Raw genomic sequence first — 17,802 nt, 5'->3', positions numbered from 1 at the left:
TCAAATTGCTCATTTTTTCTCTCCTACCCCAAACTCTTCCATGAGTTGCAGGCCGTAATTTCGAATGGTATCGATAATGGGAATAGCAGTTAGGCCGAGCTCTGTAATAGAATATTCCACTTTTGGGGGCACTACTGGATATACCTTTCGGGTGATAAAGCCTTCCTCTTCCAATTCTCTCAATTGGCTGGTGAGCATCTTGTGCGTGATATGGGGAATGTCTTTTTTGAGTTCTCCATAGCGCATGACCCGATCTTTTAATCTCCACAAAATGGGCATTTTCCAAGTTCCTCCTATCCGGTCCATGGCAAACTCCACCGGGTTGTAATACAGTTTTCTGTTAAATAAGAAATCAGGCATAGCTTCTCAATTTTCCATTTCTTTCCAAAAAGTGCAGATCTACATCTTTGGTAAGTATATAGCCAAAGATAGTATTCATTTCAAAATTTGATCCAACAAAAAATACGACAATCATGAATCAAATTTTAGAAAGGAACAGCTATGTGCATTTTCACGGCGCGCCATCCAAAGGGAAAATCCTCATGGTCGCAAGTTCTCCATCGATATCCAAGCAGACCGGCTGGCCAATCGGTTTTTGGATTGCAGAGTTGACCCACCCGCTCCGCGTTTTTCAGGAAGCAGGATATGAAGTGGAATTGGTATCTACGGACGGTGGAAAGCTTGAAATGGATGCCTATTCCAATCCCAATGATCCAAGCGGCTACTCGGCACATGATGTGATATCTTTGGGCTACCTGCAAAAGCCTGAATTTCTGGCCATGTTGGAAAATACCAAACAATTGACCGAGGTCAATCCAAGGGACTATGCGGCGATTTTCCTCGTGGGAGGTCAAGGCCCGATGTACACCTTCAGAGGTAATCAAGACTTGGAAAGGCTTTTTACCGCCTTTTATGAATCAGGAAAACCCAGCGCCGCGGTCTGTCATTCAACTACCCTTCTTCTAGAAGCCAAAAAATCCAATGGTGAACTTCTGGTGTCCGGAAAAACCTGGACTGGTTTTGCTGATGCGGAAGAGGAATTTGCAAATCAGGCTGTGGGTATGAAGATTCAACCCTATCGAATCGAAGAAGAGGCTCGAAAACTCTCCGGAACTACGTTCAAAGTGGCCGCCCCATTTTCCTCTTATGCCATTCAAGACGGGAATTTGATCACAGGTCAACAGCAAAATTCCGGTGCAGCAGCGGCTGAAATGGTGGTTGAGGCATTGAATAAGTAAATAACTGAGTCGTGAGAAAATGGAGTAAGAAAGGGTTTATGAAGGCTTTTGAAATAGGAGGCCTTGCCTTTTTCTTGCTCCACATTTTCTCTTTTCCGCTACAAGCTCAATTAAATGAAAGTGACACAGCAAAATTCCAGTTTCGCGCTGGACTTTCGGGAGCCCTGCAACAGGGAAATGTAGAGCTATTGGTCCTCCGAGGAAGATTAGAAATTGTGTCAAATTCCCAAAAGTCGCTGGTTTTTAAATCCCAAAACAACAGTCTTTATCAGGAATTCAGCGGCTTTAGGGCAGACAACGATATCAATAGCCGGAATTACCTGTATTGGAAACCCTTCAAGAAATTCTATCCTTTTTCCATGATTTACCTTCAAACCAACTTCCGAAGAGAGGTCGCTTTCAGAGGATTTGGGGGGCTTGGATACACTTGGCAAGTGGTACAAAAAGCAAAAACCAACCTTAAGCTTTCAGCAAGCCTGGTCTATGAGTCCACACGATTTCGCAATGATCAATTTAATGAATCGTCCTACAACGGGGACAATCAAATTTCCCTAGCACGAGCGACTTTATACCTCTACGCTTGGCACAGACTGGCTGATTCCAAGCTCAGGTTTTTTTACAGCGGTTATTGGCAGCCCGGACTGGAAAATATACCCAACAACAGATTCCAGTTAGATGTGGGAATGAATATCCCGCTTTGGAAAGGCTTAAATGCCATGATACAATACAGTTTTAGCCATGAACAGGTAGTCACCTCGTCTGTACTGCCGGATGACAGGATTTTGACTTTTGGTCTCAGCTATCAACTCACAAAATGATTTTACCCTCATGATTCTTAAAAGAAACTTTAATCCTCTCAAGGTAATCCATTATGTCAAATCAGAGCTTTTAATTTCAACCGCTGCCTCCGTTGGAATTTGGTGGCTGTTTGAAAATGGAATCGCCCAATTTTCCTTACCCTTTTCCATCGCCGCCATTTTGGGTAGTGCTTTGGCTATATTCATCGCTTTTCGAAACAACAGTGCCTACGGAAGATGGTGGGAAGCCCGGAAAGTATGGGGAGGAATTGTGAATTCCAGTCGGGTCTTGGCACGATTGATTATCACCTTTACCGATAGTCATGCTCATCAAGCGAATTATGAAAAAGAGCGAAGTGAGTCTTTCAAAAAGCACCTTGTTTATTGCTGTATTGCCTGGGTTCATGCGTTGAGAATTCACCTTCGAAATCAGGAAACCTGGTCAGAACTCAAGCCTTTTCTCTCCCCGGAAGATTATTCCCAATTGGTTCTAAGTCAAAACAAACCCAATTTTCTCCAACTTTTAATCGGAAAGAAGATCTATCAAGCCATGGCAAATGGGACGTTGGGTGGCTTTGATTCCTTTCAGATGGAAGGCCAACTCTTGGCTTTGGCCAATTATCAAGGAAGCTGTGAGCGGATCAAAAACACTCCCCTGCTGCGTCAATACGATTTTTTTACCCGACTTTTTCTTTATGTATTTATCATTCTTCTGCCATTTGCATTGATCGGAGATTTCAGTCGGATGGAAATGGCCGGGTTGATGGTCCCCGTATCGATATTGATTTCCTTCGTCTTTTCTATTCAAGCCAAAGTGGGAGAAGTCAATGAGGATCCTTTTGAAAACCGGATAACTGACGTGCCCCTATCCTCTCTATGTAATTCAATCGAAATTGACCTTAAAGAAATGCTTGGAGAGGGAAATTTGCCGAAAAAGCTTAACCAAAAAGATGGATATTTATACTAAACCTTAGAAATGAAGCATATGAAAATAGCAATCATCGGAACCGGAAATGTGGGAGGCTCTTTAGCAAGCAAATGGGCAGTTGCAGGCCATATCATCCATCTTGGAGTGCAGGATTTATCCAGTTTCAAGGGAAAGGATTTACTGCAAAATCCAAAGACCTCGGTACACTTAGTCAAGGAAGCAGTAGCACTTTCGGAACTTATTCTTCTGGCTACCCCGGCCACAGCTGCGGTGGAAGTGGCAAAAAGCCTAGGAGATACCACTGGAAAAGTCATCATCGACTCGATGAATATCGTCATGGGCAGAGGTCCGGCAGGTTTCAAAACCACGGCTGAGGCTATCCTAGCCAACACCCAAACCCGGGATGTAGTCAAATGCTTCAATACAACTGGTTTCAACAATATGAAAAATCCAAGATATGGGGATATTGACTTGGATATGTTTGTAGCTGGCGATAGTGAAAAAGGTAAAGCTGCAGCCATTCAACTGGCCAAAGATGCTGGTTTTGGGGAGTGTTATTCGATAGGCGGGAACGACAAATTTGAGTTGATGGAGCAATTTGCTTGGTTTTGGATCAATTTGGCAATGGTACAAGGACAAGGAAGAGAAATTGGGTTCAAGTTGCTGAAGCGGTAAGTTTCTCCGACCTTGGTATTGAAGAAGCCGATTATCATGCAAGAAACATGGACTTTCAATTTTTCCAAATCCCAACAGAATGAGTCAGGATTGATTGATTTGCTGCAAACTCAGGAAAAAAAATTGGGAATCTTTCTGTCTTACTACTACAAAAAGGAAAGTGCAGTAGCTGAAAATGTCAGGCTAAAGGATAAACCTGAATTTGAATCAAAGCTGAAAGGGAATTTCACCCTGGAGTTTGAATTAGTGCATTTCAACGCCTGCTTGGCTATTCACGAGCAGCAAAAAGAGGAAATGATAATTTCCTTTGTTTTTGATCCAAGTCAGGAAAAACTGATCCTAACCGGTGCCTATTGGCCAAGCCGGGAGATGGATGAAATTTAAGGGATAGAAAGGAAAGCATTGCGTGTCCCGCTTTTTCAACACTTTGATTTTATTTGAATTTTTTCTTGCTGCTAGGGAAAATACCACCCATGAATGATTCTAAAAATAAAATTCTTTTTACTTTAAGTAGTGAAAAGATTTTCTTTCGATTCATTTGAATCACGTCAATAAACAGTAAGCCGAAAAATTGGAGACTTCTTTTATAAATTTTTTTAAAAGGTTCAAAGACCTCAAGATGGAGGATATTTTTGACCTCTATAAAATTTCTTCCTTTAAAAGTTACAAGTCCGGGGAAATGATCGCCAAGGAGGGCGATTATTTCGATTTTGCTTTGGGGATATTAAAAGGAGCTATTCGAACTTTTGTCCATCAAAGCAACGGGGAAGAACGCACAGTACGGATTGCGTTGGAAAAAGACGTTACTGCCTGCTCAAACTGCCTTTTGAAGGGTGAAAAATCTTTTGAATACCTAGAGGCTGTTGAAGATTGTTTGGTTATTCAGGTCAATACCAAGAAGCTGAAGGAGCTTTGCCAAAATAACATTCGCCTATTGAAGTTCTGGAATGATAACATCAGTGAGGCCTTTCATGAGGCGGTCCACAGAATAATGTTTTTTCAAGTTTTAACCCCTGAGGAGCGATATTTTACTTTGCTGGAAGAAAATCCAGAATTGATTTTGAGAATTCCTCAGAAGTATCTTGCCTCATATATCGGCGTAACTACAGTTTCACTTTCCCGAATCAGAAATAGAAAAGGTAGAAAAAGCATTAATTAACATATGTTATTTCGCCCTTTTTGGAAATGCCACATTTTTGGACAGTATTAATTCTTTTATCAAAAACCCTAAAACACTATGAGAACAGTTTCAAGAATGGTAAATGGCAATTATCCAAAATGGGTCACTAAAGTTTTATTTCCATGCAAGTGCATTGGCTTTATGGCTTTTTTTCCATCGATTTATTTTATAGGAAAGCTGTTGATTGAAGTATTTTGATTCGTGGAAAGTGTCATCATTGATGTAAGAACAAGAAAGGAGTTTTCTGAAATTTCAATTCCTGGAGCAATTAATCTTCCTTCTACTTCATTCAGGGTTGAGGATTTTGTCCCCTTTAAAGAAAAGCAAATTTGCCTCGTCTGTGAAAGTGGAAATCGGGCAAATGAGGTTTATCAAAAGCTTAAACTAAATGATTTTGAGTTTGTCAGCATTCTGGAAAAACAAATGGGAGTGCATAAGGAAAACTCAGACTATCAGCCATCCTGGAGCATTGATAGGCAGTTTCGATTAATCTTAGCCCTCTTTCTGACCCTTTTTCTATTAGGAGCTTATTTGGGATGGGTTTTCGTTTGGGCTATACCGGTGATTATTTGCTCGGGACTTGCTTTCTCTACTATTACTGATAATTGTTATCTAAAAATCCTGATTGCAAATTTCCCCTGGAATAGAAGACTTGAGTAGTACTCTAGGGGCAAAAGTATATTTATTAAGAATCTGAGGACTAGTTAAATCCAGTTCTATGATTTTTGAATTGTGGTTTTTTTGGATCTTTCAATTACACTTGAGGAGTGTCAGGAAGGTAAAATTCCTGATTTCTCATTTTATGGTCTTTTTTAAGTTTGTTGCTTTTCCTTCTAATTGAAGTATTTTTGGGCCTTTATGTCGATTATGAAAGAATCTAGCGAGTCCCTGAATTTTATAGAACATATCATCGAGGAAGATCTGGCAGCAGGTTTTTCCAAAGAAAATCTACGCTTTCGTTTTCCTCCTGAGCCCAACGGCTATCTACACATCGGTCACGCCGCATCTATTTGTTTGAATTTTGGATTGGGCGAAAAATACAATGCCCCTGTCAATCTGAGATTTGACGATACCAATCCTTCCAAAGAAGAGCAGGAATATGTGGATGCCATCAAGCGTGACATCGCTTGGTTGGGTTTTCGATGGGCTAATGAATGCTATGCCTCTGACTACTTCCAACAGCTCCATGACTGGGCTGTAGAACTGATCAAAAAAGACAAGGCTTATGTCGATCAGCAAACTTCAGAGCAGATCGCTTCGCAAAAAGGGACTCCTACCACTCCGGGAACAGACAGTCCTTACAGAAATCGGCCAATTGCCGAAAGCTTGGAGCTGTTCGAGCGAATGAAAAATGGAGAATTCCCAGCTGGTAGCTATGTGCTAAGAGCCAAAATCGATATGGCCTCTCCCAACATGCACATGCGTGATCCGATTTTGTACCGAATCATCAATGCCCACCACCACCGTACAGGAAATAAATGGTGTATTTATCCTATGTATGACTGGGCCCATGGAGAATCTGATTACATCGAGCAGGTGTCTCATTCCCTTTGTACTCTGGAGTTCAAAGCCCACCGGGAATTGTACGACTGGTATTTGGATCAAATCGTGGATCCAGCCAAGTTGAGACCAAAGCAGCGAGAATTCGCCAGAAGAAATCTCAGCTACACCGTCATGAGCAAGCGAAAGCTACTCGAACTGGTACAAAAGAAGGTGGTAGCAGGTTGGGATGATCCAAGAATGCCTACCATTTCTGGACTAAGAAGAAGAGGGTATACCCCTACTTCCATCCGTAAATTCAGTGATTTGGCAGGCATTGCCAAGCGGGATAATGTGACTGATGTTTCCTTGTTGGAATTCTGTATCCGAGAAGATTTGAACCAAACGGCCACTCGAGTGATGGGTGTTTTGAACCCGGTAAAGTTGGTTATTACCAATTATCCGGAAGGAAAATCGGAGATTCTACATCTGGAAAACAATCCGGAGGAGGCCAATTCAGGAACCCATGAAGTGCCTTTCTCTAGAGAATTGTATATCGAGCGGGAAGACTTCAAAGAAGATGGAGGAAAGAATTTCTTCCGACTTTCTCTCGGGAATGAAGTTCGTCTGAAAAGTGCATACATCATCAAAGGGGAATCCGTGGTGAAAGATGCTTCTGGTGAAATCCAGGAAATCCATTGTACCTATGATCCTGAATCCAGATCAGGAAGCGGAACGGAAGCCAGTGAGCGAAAAGTGAAAGGAACCCTGCATTGGGTATCCATTGCTCATGCGATCAAGGCAGAAGTCCGGGAATACGATCGATTGTTCCTGGACGAGGCCCCTGATGCTCATGAAGAAAAAGGCTTCTTGGAATTTGTCAATCCTAATTCTTTGAATGTGATTCAAGAAGCTTATTTGGAGCCGTTTTTAGCAAAAGCAACTTTGGAAGACAAGTTTCAATTCCAGCGATTGGGCTATTTCGCCTTGGATCCCGATTCAAATGAAGGCAAGTTGATTTTCAATAAGACAGTGGGATTGAAAGATACCTGGGCAAAGCAAAATACCCAGGCACCAGCTCAAAATCAGCCAAAACCATCTGCTCAGCCGCAATCACAGCCTCAGAAAAAGGCAATCAACGAAATCCAGCAGGTTGGAAAGAAATTGACCAATCTTTCTGGAGACAAGCTGGAAACAGCCATGAATTCGATCCGAGAGTTTTCCGAAGAGGTAAGCTATGAAGAATTGGAGCCGCTATTTGGAACTGCGGTGAAGAAGACAGGAACCCGGATAGCAGTTGTTTTGGCTTTGGGAGTTTTACTGAAAAAAGGACAAGCCAAAAATCAGTCGATTGAGGAGTTTATTGCTTCCGCTAAAGCAGATGATAATGAGATTCTGAGAGCGGAAGCGGAGAAGTTGGATTGAAAGATTACAAGATTTGAAAATTGAAAAATTGATCAAAAGATCAATGCTTTAATCTTCAAAACAAAACATATTAATAATCAATGAGCCTCTAATTGAATTTTAGAGGCTCTTTTTTTTCCAGCTGGGAAGTGGGCTTTGCCACGAAGACATCAAGTTGGGAAGACATTTTTACTAGAAGTCAACCATTAAAAAATTTAAACCACATAGGCACAATAGAACACATAGAAGTATTGCTATACACCCCTTAAACTATGTGAATCTATGTGGCTATGTGGTGAAACTGCTTCAGTCCTTTTTTCACCTTAAGCAGGACTTACCTCAGACAAATGCTGCTTTTGGAAAAGCAGCATAACATCAAAACATAGAGATTCAAAAAATTCGCATCAAAATCTATGTGTCTCTATGTGCCTATGTGGTAAAAAATATACAGTTCTGAGTAATAGGACTTTCGAACCATATTTAGGCAAATGCTGCTTTCTTAAAATCTGCATAACATCAGGACATCTCATTAAAAGTTAACTTCTAATAATTTCAACCACATAGCCACAGTAGAAAACCTAGAGATTCAAAAAATTCGCATCAAAATCTATGTGCCTCTATGTGCCTATGTGGTAAAAAAATAAAGTTCTGAGTAATTGGACTTTGGAACCAAATTTAGGCAAATGCTGCTTTCGGAAAAGCAGCATAACATCAACTCTTCAATTTCTAAATGTTGAAAAAAAATGCTGCCTCCGAAAAAGCAGCATTTCAAACTTTTGTGCTGAGCGAAGTCGAAGTATCAAATCTCAGATTTTACGCTCTGCGGATTTCCAATTTGATATCCGAAAACTCTTTTTGCTCGATAAACGGCTGACTTCTGAGTCTTCTTCCTGTTGCTGAGAAAATCGCATTGGCTATCGCACCTCCAGTTGGGGGAAGTGCTGGTTCCCCTAGACCAGTCGGATTAAAGCCTGAATCCAAGAAGTGAGTTTCGATTTCCGGAACTTCCTTCATACGAATCAGCCTGTAAGAATCGAAGTTTTTCTGCTTTGGCAATCCATTTTCGAAGGTCAGGTTGGTGTACATCGCGTGGCCCATACCGTCCACGATTCCACCTCGTACCTGATGATTCGCACCGGTTGGATTTACGACCATTCCACAATCCGTGACTGCAGTGATCTTTTTCAAAACCGGAGTACCGCTTTGCATTTCGATATTGGCCACCTGAGCGACATAGGATCTGTGAGAGAAATACACGGAGAATCCCTGCTTCACATTAGGGTCTTTGCCCCAATTGGACTTCTCAGCTGCCATTTTCACCACTCCGATCATTCGGTCCACATCATAACCCAACTCTCCTACCGGATTAGACTTGGCTCTATTGAGTAATTCCAAACGGAATTCTACCGGATCTTTTCCAGCTTCCAAAGCAACTTCGTCTAAGAAACTTTGCTCTGCATAAGCCAAGAAATTGGTGATTGGAGCTCTCCAGGCATTGGTGGTGATGGAAGACTCGTAGTTGACACTTTCGATCAGTACGTTGTCCACCGCTCCGGATGGGAAATTGTTTTCTCGAGTTGTATTTCCGGCATTCATTCCTACTCCGCGAAGCTTGTAAGCGATCATTTCACCGGATTCATTTAAAGCCGCTTCAAATCTGTATCGAACAGCAGGTCTGTAAGCTCCACCGGTCAATTCATCTTCTCGATTCCAAGTGACTTTCACCGGGGCATCGATGGCTTTGGAAATATGAACTGCCTCTTCCACGTAGTCCGCTCTTAGCCTTCTACCGAATCCACCACCTAATCGGGTAATTTCAACGCTGATGTTTTCCGCAGGAATCCCCAAAATCTGAGCTGCAGATTGTCTGGCACGATCCGGAGTCTGGGTGGGACCAATCAGTTCGCATTTGTCTCCCTGCACATGAGCAAAGAAGTTTTCCGGTTCCATCGGAGAATGCGCCAAAAAAGGACACTGATATTCCGCTGAAACAACCTTGGCCGCGGTTTTGAAAGCCGCATCTACGTTTCCATCTTTTCGACGCACTTCTGATTTGCCAGAAGCCATCAAATCGGCAAAAATCCGATCGTGGTCAGCCGAACTCTCCACGGTGCCATCCGGCTCATATTCCACTTTCAACAACTTTTTGGCCTTCATCAATGGCCAGGTGGAATCTCCTACCACTGCCACGCTTGTTCCAAAAGTCACCACATCTGTAATTCCCGAAACCGCTCTAGCGGCAGCATCATCTACGGATTTGATCTTCATACCGAAAGGAGCCCGCTGAACCATAGCCTGCTTCATCCCCTCTCGATAGAAATCCAATCCGAAAAGTGGTTTGCCAGTATACATTTCCTTGGCATCCACGTTTTTCACCGGTGTGCCAATGATATTGAAGTCCTTTTTATCCTTCAGGATAACCTCCTCGGGTGCTGAGATATTGGCGGCTTCGGTGACAAATTCCCCAAAATGCCCGCTTTTCCCGGATCCTTTGTGGGAAATGATTCCTTTTTCAACCGTGATTTCTTCAGCAGGTACATTCCAGGTTTTTGCTGCTGCAGCTACCAAAACATACTTGGCTGTAGCACCGGCTTTGCGGAGTCTCTCCCAGCTGTGGGGCATAGCACCCGAACCTCCGGTAAGCTGTCGGTCATACTTTTCGGTGTCCAAATTGGCCTGAACGACACGAACTTTCTCCCAGTCGGCATCCAATTCCTCGGCAACCACCATTGGGAAGGATGTCTTGATATTTTGGCCCAGTTCGGGATTGGGAGAATAAATCACCACGTCACCTGTTGGGGAAATGGACAAATAGGCGTTGAAGGATTTGGCTTGAGCTAAAATCTCTTCGGTGCTCAGTACCTCAACTTTTGGTGAATCGCAACTAAACCAGTTGAATCCGATAAACAAACCACCTGCTGTGGTTCCTGCGATTTTGAGAAAATCTCTTCTGCTTGCTCTGCTTATGGTCTTCATGATTATTTGGATTTAGCGGCTAGGGCAACTGCTTCACGAATCTTGTGGTAAGTCCCGCAACGACAGATATTTCTGTTCATCGCATTGTCAATTTCCTCCATGGAGGGGCTTGGATTTTGTTCTAAAAATGCTGCCGCAGTCATGATCTGACCGGCTTGGCAATAGCCACATTGAGCCACATCTACCTCTTCCCAAGCTTTTTGAACCGGGTGGTCTCCTTTTTCGGAAAGACCTTCGATGGTAGTCACTTCAGAATTTCCGACACTGGAAATTGGCGTAACGCAGGAGAAAGTAGCTTTCCCGTCCAAATGCACGGTGCATGCTCCACATTGGGCAATGCCGCAAGAAAATTTAGTCCCGACCATGCCCAAGTGGTCCCGAAGTACCCAAAGAAGCGGGGTATCATCTTCGACATCCACATTATGGGATTTGCCGTTGATTTTTAAGTTATAGTTTGCCATGGGTGTTTATATGTTTGAAAGTAAATTAAAGAAAATCAGTCCTTTTTGAAAGTCGTTTTTTCACAATGAGCCCATTTCCACATGAATGGCTTAAATCATTTTTAGAGTGGTTGACTTTGGCCTTTTTTTGGAAAAGAAATTGGTAAAATTTCAATGAAAAGGATTGGTTTTAAAGCTCTTTACCATTCAATCTTTTTCCGATGAAAGGAAAATATCATCTCCTCATTTTTATTTTCCTATTGGTTCACATAAAGACCTTTTCTGATTTTTTTCCTTGATTTCCAAGACTTCCCGATTTTGAAAAGGGGAATTTGAGTGATTTAAGACCAAAATTTCTAACTTCAAATCCAATTCAAAATCTACTAAACCAAAATAAACCTATGTCCCAAACCATCAAAGCTGCCATAGTAGGCACCGGTTTTATCGGTCCGGCTCATTTGGAGGCCCTTCGAAGAATTCCCAATGTTGAAGTAGTTGCACTTGTGGAGGTCAATCAGGAATTGGCTGATGAAAAAGCAAAATTGCTAGGAATTCCCCGAGCTTATCTTTTTGACGAAATGCTCAAGCAGCCGGATATCGATGTGGTGCATATTTGTACTCCTAATTTTCTACATTATTCCCAGGCCAAGGCTGTATTGGAAGCTGAAAAGCATGTCATCTGCGAAAAGCCATTGGCAGTAAAAATCCATGAAGCTGAAGAATTGGTCAAAATAGCCTCTACCACAGGTATGGTAAATGCTGTTCACTTCAATCTTCGCTACTATCCTATGGTGCGCCAAATGAAGGTCATGCGGGAAAAAGGTGAACTTGGAGAGGTGTACAATATCATGGGGTCTTACTTGCAGGACTGGTTGTATCTGGCGACTGATTACAACTGGAGATTGGAACCGGACAAATCCGGGGATTCCAGAGCTATTGCGGACATCGGTTCCCACCTTTTGGACATTACTGAATACGTCACAGGTCTGAAAATCACCGAGGTCATGGCTGACTTCTCCACCGTTCACAAAACGCGATTGAAGCCATTGAAGGCTATTGAAACCTATTCTGGCAAAATGCTCACCATGGATGACTATGAGGAAGTTCCGATCAATACAGAAGACCATGCTACCGTAATGCTTCGCTTTGACAACGGTTCCAAAGGTTCAATCACCGTTTCTCAGGTGAACGCAGGAAGAAAAAATCGTCTGAACATCGAAATTGCCGGCTCTAAGTCCAATTTTGAATTCAATTCAGAGCGTCCAAATGAGCTGTGGATTGGCAAAAGAGAAACGGCCAATCAGCACTTGATGAAAGATCCTTCCTTATTCCATCAAGAAGCATCTTCGCTGATTAGCTTCCCGGGAGGACATAATGAAGGCTTCCCGGATACTTCCAAGCAGATGTTCAAAGAGGTGTATGCGGCAGTAGCTGAAGGCAAACAACCTGCCTCTCCTACTTTCCCGACTTTCGCAGATGGTCTGAGAGAATTGATCATCGGAGAAAGGATCGTAGAAAGCAACAAAAAACAAGCTTGGGTAAAAATTTAACTCAAACGAATAAGCCTTTTTCCAATTTTTGAAAAAGGCTTTTTCTTTAAATAATTACTGCATCAACTATTCGTTAATATTTTCCTAAAACAATTACCTAAATCAACAATCCTATGAATATCAAAAAATCAGTATTCACCCTTTTCCTTTTCGCATTAGCGATCACCTTTACCTTTGCACAAGAAAAAGCAAGTCCTGCAATGACCGCAGAAGGTACTGCCGGTGGCGCAAAAATCACGATCAACTACTCCTCTCCTGCCGTAAAAGGCCGGACGATTTGGGGAGATTTGGTTCCACTTGGTCAAGTATGGAGAGCAGGTGCCAACGAAGCGACTACTTTCACTACTGACAAGGACATTTTGGTAGAAGGTCAAAAATTGCCAGCAGGAACCTACAGTTTCTTCATCATTCCCAATGAAGGATCATCTACTTTAATTTTCAACAAAGTAGCCAAGCAATGGGGAGCTTTCAACTACGATTCCAAGGAAGATCAGCTTCGAGTAAATGTACCTTCTCAGCAGACTTCTACAATGGAAGAAAGGTTGGTTTACAGAGTAAATTCTGGAGGTTTTGAAGTGGCTTGGGAGTATGGAAAAGCTGCTGCAAAAATTGCTTCTGCGAATTAATCAGAAAATAAGCTTATAAAAGCAGCCATCCGATTAATTCCGGATGGCTTTTTTATTTTTGTGGTCCATGTCCAAATTCAATCCTTTTTCATTTGACCTCCCTGTTGCGGAAATTATTCCTCAGGTCCAATCCCACCTAGATCAAAATAACTCTTTAATCATCCAAGCCCCTCCGGGTGCAGGTAAAAGTACACTGTTGCCTTTGGCACTTTTGGATGAACCTTGGCTGGAAGGAAAAAAAATCATCATGTTGGAACCAAGACGCTTGGCCACCAAATCCATTGCGACAAGGATGGCCGATATGCTTGGGGAAAAAGTAGGCGAAACAATAGGATATCGCATCCGATTCGAATCAGCAATCTCTCAGAAAACGCGCTTGGAGGTAATCACTGAAGGTATTCTCACCCGAATGATGCATTCAGACAATGAACTTAAGGATGTGGGTTTGGTCATTTTTGATGAATTCCATGAGCGTAACCTTCATTCTGAAGTTGCATTAGCGCTATGCAGAGAAGTGCAACAGGTTCTGAGACCGGATTTGAGGATTTTGTTGATGTCCGCTACTATAGATGCAGATCAGTTGGGACAGCTTTTGGAATCACAGGTTATTCACAGCCTGGGAAGGCAATATCCTGTTGAAGTTAACTACTTGACAGAAGTGGATGAATATGCTATAGGAGAAGATACCGCGCGACAGATTCTGCCTTTGACTAGAAAGCATCAGGGAGATTTTTTGGTGTTTTTACCTGGTCAGGGAGAAATTAAAAAAGCAGAGTCAATTCTGAAAAGAGCCCTTCCGGAGGATGCAATTGTGCCGCTTTATGGCCAATTGAACCCTTCAGAACAGCAAAGGGCTATTTTACCTCATCCATCCGGTAAGCGAAAAATTGTGCTTTCCACGGATATTGCGGAGACTTCTCTCACCATAGAAGGTGTGAAAGTGGTAGTAGACTCCGGCTTTGCCAAATCCAATCGCTTTGACCCCAGATCGGGATTGTCGCGATTGGTTTTGCATAGAATCAGCAAGGATTCGGCTGATCAGCGATCCGGAAGAGCGGGCCGATTGACTTCGGGTCATTCTTATCGCTTATGGTCAAAGGCTACTCAGGCACAATTGTCGGAATATCGCACCCCTGAGCTTTTGGAGGCTGATTTGACTGGCTTGGTGCTGGATATGAAAGTTTGGGGAAAAGAGGACATTCGATCCATGGTGTGGTTGACTCCACCACCAGCGGGTACCTTGGTTTTGGCAGAAAAGACCCTCGAGTCCATAGATGCATTGGAAAATGGAAAAATCACTTCTCATGGAAAAGCAATCCATGGACTACCCTGTCATCCAAGAATTGCACACATGCTTCTTTTTGCGAAGCAGAATAATCAACTGGAGCTGGGTACGGATATCGCGGCGATTTTGGAAGAGAGAGATCCTTTACCTCCTGACTCAGGAGTGGACTTGAACCTAAGAATTGAGGCTTTGAGAAGATTTCGAAGTCGAGGAGCAAGTATCGCAAGGATTAAGAAAATTGAAAAAATTGCCGGGCAATACAGAAGAATGTTTGGGATAGAACCTAAAAATGACCCGGTAGATCCTTGGGCCACAGGACTTCTTTTGGCGTATGCCTATCCTGAGCGAATCGCGGCAGCAAGGCCCGGAAACAATGCTCAGTTCCAGCTTTCCAATGGAAAGATTGCCCAGATAGGCCATAAGGATGATCTGGCTTATGAATCATGGCTTGCCGTAGCTCATGTGGATGCAAGGGAAGACATGGGGAAAATATGGCTGGCAGCACCCCTCAATCCAAAAGACTTAGCTCCCATGCTTAAGACTAAGGAGGTATTGGAATGGGATAGAAAAAAAGGGGGATTGATCGCTCACTCAGAAATCCGAATCGGGGCCATCCTACTTGGCACTAGACCTTTGCAAAAATTCGATAAGTCTTTGGCTAAACAAGCCATTCTTGAAGCAATCCAAGAAGAAGGTCAATTTCTTCTGGATTGGAATGAGGATGTCATGCAGCTGATTTTTCGCGTGCAATCCTTGAATAAATGGAATCCAGATCAAAATTGGCCTGATTGGTCAGTCGAATCACTTTGTCAAACATCACCGGAATGGCTGGAACCATATTTGGAAAACATTTCCAAAAACGAGGATTTCAAAAAACTGAACTTAAGTCAGATCCTCCTTCATCACCTATCTTTTGAGCAGCAACAACTCTTGGAAACCCTTGCTCCGGCCAAAATCCATGTTCCTTCAGGCAGTCAGATCAAACTGGAATACAAAGAGGATGGAGCCACTCCTCTTCTTTCCGTTCGTTTGCAGGAATTATTTGGTCTCCTGGACACCCCAAAAGTCAATCAGGGAAATGTCCCTGTATTGATCGAAATGCTTTCTCCGGGATTCAAGCCAGTTCAGCTGACGCAGGACCTGAGAAGCTTTTGGACGAATGGATATTTTGAAGTCAAAAAGGAATTGAAAAGAAGATATCCCAAGCACGAATGGCCAGAAAACCCACTTACTGCAGAGGCAATCCGAGGAGTAAAAAAACGAACCTAATCAGCTTACAGATGATCCAAATAGTCTAAAAGCTGGAGAAAGGAAGCAATGGTAAAGGGAGTCATCTCCCGCTGATTGATTTCACTAAGATAAATTTCCCTCAGGATAGGGTAATCTTCGGGATTGTAAAGTCTAGCCAAAGTCACTCCTCTGAAGGCATAATACACGAAGTTTTGGGTGCGAAATTCATGCTGCTTTCTTTGGGCGAACTCCTTTTCCAGAAGCTCTGGCTTGATCATCTGATCCAGCCAGTGAAATCCATAGCTGACAAAGAACTTTTCAGCAGCCATTATGGCCTCAGCAAGCTGTGAATTGTTGGACAGAACAAATCGCTTGGGAATCTCTTTACCTATTTTATCCGGAGTCTGAATCAACGTGATGGACCTTTCCGCATAATCACTCAGAGTAGGCAAAAATTGATGGATAATCTCCTCAATCCGGTCAATGCGAGCACCAAGTTTATACTCCAGATAGGAAGCATCAGGATATTCTTGGTAGTGAATGAATATCACCTGCTTGCCTAATGAATTTCCTTTTTCAAAAATGAAGGAGGAAGGATGTAGGTCGTAGCCAAAATCCTCAAAAAAATTCTGTTGTAACGAAATAACTTCAAACCCATTCATACATGAGTTTAAACTTCCAAAAAAATCAAATGTTGTATTTCTTCAGTTAAATAATTCCCTCATTTCCTGAAGCATAGGCTCTACTTCCAATTTTTTGATGGCAAGACTACCTTCATCTTCAGGATTGTGCAAGTAGTGATTCCAGTGCTTTTCTGCTTTTCGGATAGTTCTCGGTGTGATGTCAAATTCCACACTGTCCAGTAGGTCCTTGGCTAAAGTGGATGCTTTGAAATTGCCGAAGAGATAAACTTTCAACAAGTCTACGAAGCGCTCGCTTAGGTCAAATTCTTCGAGGACCTGAACCAATTCTCCTTGAACGGATTTATTCTTTCGATCGAAAATGGCTTCAAATATCGCATCGAGTGATTCCTCGTTCCATTGGGTTTTGGCAAGAGAATGACCAGCCAAAAATGCGGTCTCCCAATGGTCGCCTTTTACCAAATCAATAAGCCGGTTCTTTACTTCTTCGTCTGCCATTTTTCCCAGTTTTTCTGCAAAATGATAGGCATCATTCTCCTTAGGGTCAGTCATTCGGGCAAATAGCTTTTCGATTTCCTCGCTCATGATTTCTTGGTTTATTTGCACAAAGATAGCCTTTCAAGCCATCCAGTATGATTAAAATTCCCGATTCTCAATTCATTGACTTAAAGAAATCCGAAGAGATCCTGGAGAGGGCTTCTCGGGATGGATTGGAAATCAGCTACTTGTCTGAAAAACATCAAGTTTTGATAGAAAAAGATCAGGGCTGGTTGGCAAAAATCTTCCTTTCTTGGGGTACGGCTTGGGATACCGAAAAAGGGATACTACCCAATGATGATGCCCATTTTGCTTTAGTTCTAATCAAATCAGGTCAGGCTGCTGTAGGGTATTTTCATCAGGGAAAAATGGAAGATCACAAAGTTTTCCGGGCTTACATGATTCGAAAGAAACAGGGAAAATCGCAGATCAAACACCTAAAGACCAAGGGAAAATCCAGAGCAGGTTCGAGAATCAGGCTGGAAGAAACCCTTAGATTTTTTGAAGAAATCAATGAAAGACTCACTTCGTATGAGCAGCAGTTTGCCTTGGATTTTTGGGGAATCAGTTGTTCCAAGACGCTTTGGCCACATCTTTTTTCATCGGCTACCCCACCTCCATTTGATTCAGATTCCAATCAATTGATTGAGTTGCCTTTTCATGTTTCTCAGGGATCTTTTGAAGAATTGCAGCAGGCAGGGAGACTTTTAGATGGCTTTCATCTTTTACTTTCCGAGGCAGGAGAAAGGTACTTCTCTGACCTTTTCCATTCCCAAGAAGAAAAGGAAGAGGACTGGTAAAGAAAAACCCCTGAAA

The 17,802-nt window shown here is 42.6% G+C and carries 17 protein-coding genes; 12 read left to right on the top strand and 5 right to left on the bottom strand.

From position 1 onward, the window contains the following. Positions 1-9: 9 nt before the first annotated feature. Positions 10-360 (bottom strand): winged helix-turn-helix transcriptional regulator, encoded by a 351-nt coding sequence (locus AAA938_RS05815; RefSeq protein WP_338227699.1) that lies wholly within the window; start codon positions 358-360, stop codon positions 10-12. A gap of 113 nt (positions 361-473) precedes the next feature. On the opposite strand from AAA938_RS05815, the gene AAA938_RS05810 reads away from it, so the two are divergent. From AAA938_RS05810 to AAA938_RS05780, 8 genes are all read left to right on the top strand, one after another. After that, positions 474-1,238, top strand: coding sequence for a type 1 glutamine amidotransferase domain-containing protein (locus AAA938_RS05810; protein ID WP_338227698.1), 765 nt, complete (start codon positions 474-476; stop codon positions 1,236-1,238). A gap of 38 nt (positions 1,239-1,276) precedes the next feature. After that, positions 1,277-2,056, top strand: coding sequence for a DUF481 domain-containing protein (locus AAA938_RS05805; protein WP_338227697.1), 780 nt, complete (start codon positions 1,277-1,279; stop codon positions 2,054-2,056). Positions 2,057-2,066: 10 nt separating this feature from the next. Then, on the top strand, positions 2,067-3,002 hold the full coding sequence (locus AAA938_RS05800) for a bestrophin family protein (protein WP_338227696.1): 936 nt from the start codon (positions 2,067-2,069) through the stop codon (positions 3,000-3,002). 9 nt (positions 3,003-3,011) lie between these two features. Beyond that, entirely contained in the window at positions 3,012-3,638 is a 627-nt protein-coding gene (locus tag AAA938_RS05795) for an NADPH-dependent F420 reductase (protein WP_338227695.1), read from the top strand. A 36-nt stretch (positions 3,639-3,674) separates the two neighbouring features. Next, positions 3,675-4,022: a hypothetical protein gene (locus AAA938_RS05790; protein WP_338227694.1), complete on the top strand. Its 348-nt coding sequence runs from the start codon at positions 3,675-3,677 to the stop codon at positions 4,020-4,022. A gap of 235 nt (positions 4,023-4,257) precedes the next feature. Continuing rightward, on the top strand, positions 4,258-4,797 hold the full coding sequence (locus AAA938_RS05785) for a Crp/Fnr family transcriptional regulator (protein WP_338227693.1): 540 nt from the start codon (positions 4,258-4,260) through the stop codon (positions 4,795-4,797). Positions 4,798-5,019: 222 nt separating this feature from the next. Beyond that, a complete protein-coding gene (locus tag AAA938_RS20245) occupies positions 5,020-5,478 on the top strand; it encodes a rhodanese-like domain-containing protein (RefSeq protein ID WP_420915724.1) in 459 nt (152 codons plus the stop codon). A gap of 207 nt (positions 5,479-5,685) precedes the next feature. Further along, on the top strand, positions 5,686-7,722 hold the full coding sequence (locus tag AAA938_RS05780) for a glutamine--tRNA ligase/YqeY domain fusion protein (protein WP_338227692.1): 2,037 nt from the start codon (positions 5,686-5,688) through the stop codon (positions 7,720-7,722). 792 nt (positions 7,723-8,514) lie between these two features. Here AAA938_RS05780 and AAA938_RS05775 read toward each other — a convergent pair. Together AAA938_RS05775 and AAA938_RS05770 are read right to left on the bottom strand one after the other, a co-directional pair. Further along, on the bottom strand, positions 8,515-10,677 hold the full coding sequence (locus AAA938_RS05775; protein WP_338227691.1) for a xanthine dehydrogenase family protein molybdopterin-binding subunit: 2,163 nt from the start codon (positions 10,675-10,677) through the stop codon (positions 8,515-8,517). A 2-nt stretch (positions 10,678-10,679) separates the two neighbouring features. Further along, positions 10,680-11,138 carry a (2Fe-2S)-binding protein gene (locus tag AAA938_RS05770; protein ID WP_338227690.1) on the bottom strand — a complete coding sequence of 153 codons (459 nt, stop codon included), beginning with the start codon at positions 11,136-11,138 and terminating at the stop codon, positions 10,680-10,682. A 380-nt stretch (positions 11,139-11,518) separates the two neighbouring features. On the opposite strand from AAA938_RS05770, the gene AAA938_RS05765 reads away from it, so the two are divergent. From AAA938_RS05765 to hrpB, 3 genes are all read left to right on the top strand, one after another. Further along, positions 11,519-12,667 carry a Gfo/Idh/MocA family protein gene (locus AAA938_RS05765; RefSeq protein ID WP_338227689.1) on the top strand — a complete coding sequence of 383 codons (1,149 nt, stop codon included), beginning with the start codon at positions 11,519-11,521 and terminating at the stop codon, positions 12,665-12,667. A 113-nt stretch (positions 12,668-12,780) separates the two neighbouring features. Beyond that, on the top strand, positions 12,781-13,293 hold the full coding sequence (locus AAA938_RS05760; RefSeq protein ID WP_338227688.1) for a DUF2911 domain-containing protein: 513 nt from the start codon (positions 12,781-12,783) through the stop codon (positions 13,291-13,293). Positions 13,294-13,360: 67 nt separating this feature from the next. Continuing rightward, the gene (hrpB, locus tag AAA938_RS05755; RefSeq protein ID WP_338227687.1) at positions 13,361-15,847 is read left to right on the top strand and encodes an ATP-dependent helicase HrpB; all 2,487 of its coding nucleotides are present in this window, start codon (positions 13,361-13,363) and stop codon (positions 15,845-15,847) included. A gap of 5 nt (positions 15,848-15,852) precedes the next feature. Here the strand turns inward: hrpB and AAA938_RS05750 are convergent, their stop codons facing one another. Both AAA938_RS05750 and AAA938_RS05745 read right to left on the bottom strand, forming a co-directional pair. Further along, complete coding sequence (locus tag AAA938_RS05750) at positions 15,853-16,470, bottom strand: hypothetical protein (RefSeq protein ID WP_338227686.1); 618 nt, start codon at positions 16,468-16,470, stop codon at positions 15,853-15,855. Positions 16,471-16,512: 42 nt separating this feature from the next. Then, entirely contained in the window at positions 16,513-17,034 is a 522-nt protein-coding gene (locus AAA938_RS05745; RefSeq protein ID WP_338227685.1) for a HEAT repeat domain-containing protein, read from the bottom strand. 47 nt (positions 17,035-17,081) lie between these two features. Here AAA938_RS05745 and AAA938_RS05740 point away from each other — a divergent pair, with 47 nt between their 5' ends. Beyond that, positions 17,082-17,786 carry a hypothetical protein gene (locus tag AAA938_RS05740; protein ID WP_338227684.1) on the top strand — a complete coding sequence of 235 codons (705 nt, stop codon included), beginning with the start codon at positions 17,082-17,084 and terminating at the stop codon, positions 17,784-17,786. The last annotated feature ends 16 nt before the right edge of the window (positions 17,787-17,802 follow it).

It is taken from the genome of Algoriphagus taiwanensis (assembly GCF_036245645.1).
In the GTDB taxonomy this organism is placed as follows: domain Bacteria; phylum Bacteroidota; class Bacteroidia; order Cytophagales; family Cyclobacteriaceae; genus Algoriphagus; species Algoriphagus taiwanensis.
The sequence above is the reverse complement of the archived record's forward strand: the minus strand, read 5'-3'. Positions and strand labels throughout refer to the sequence as shown.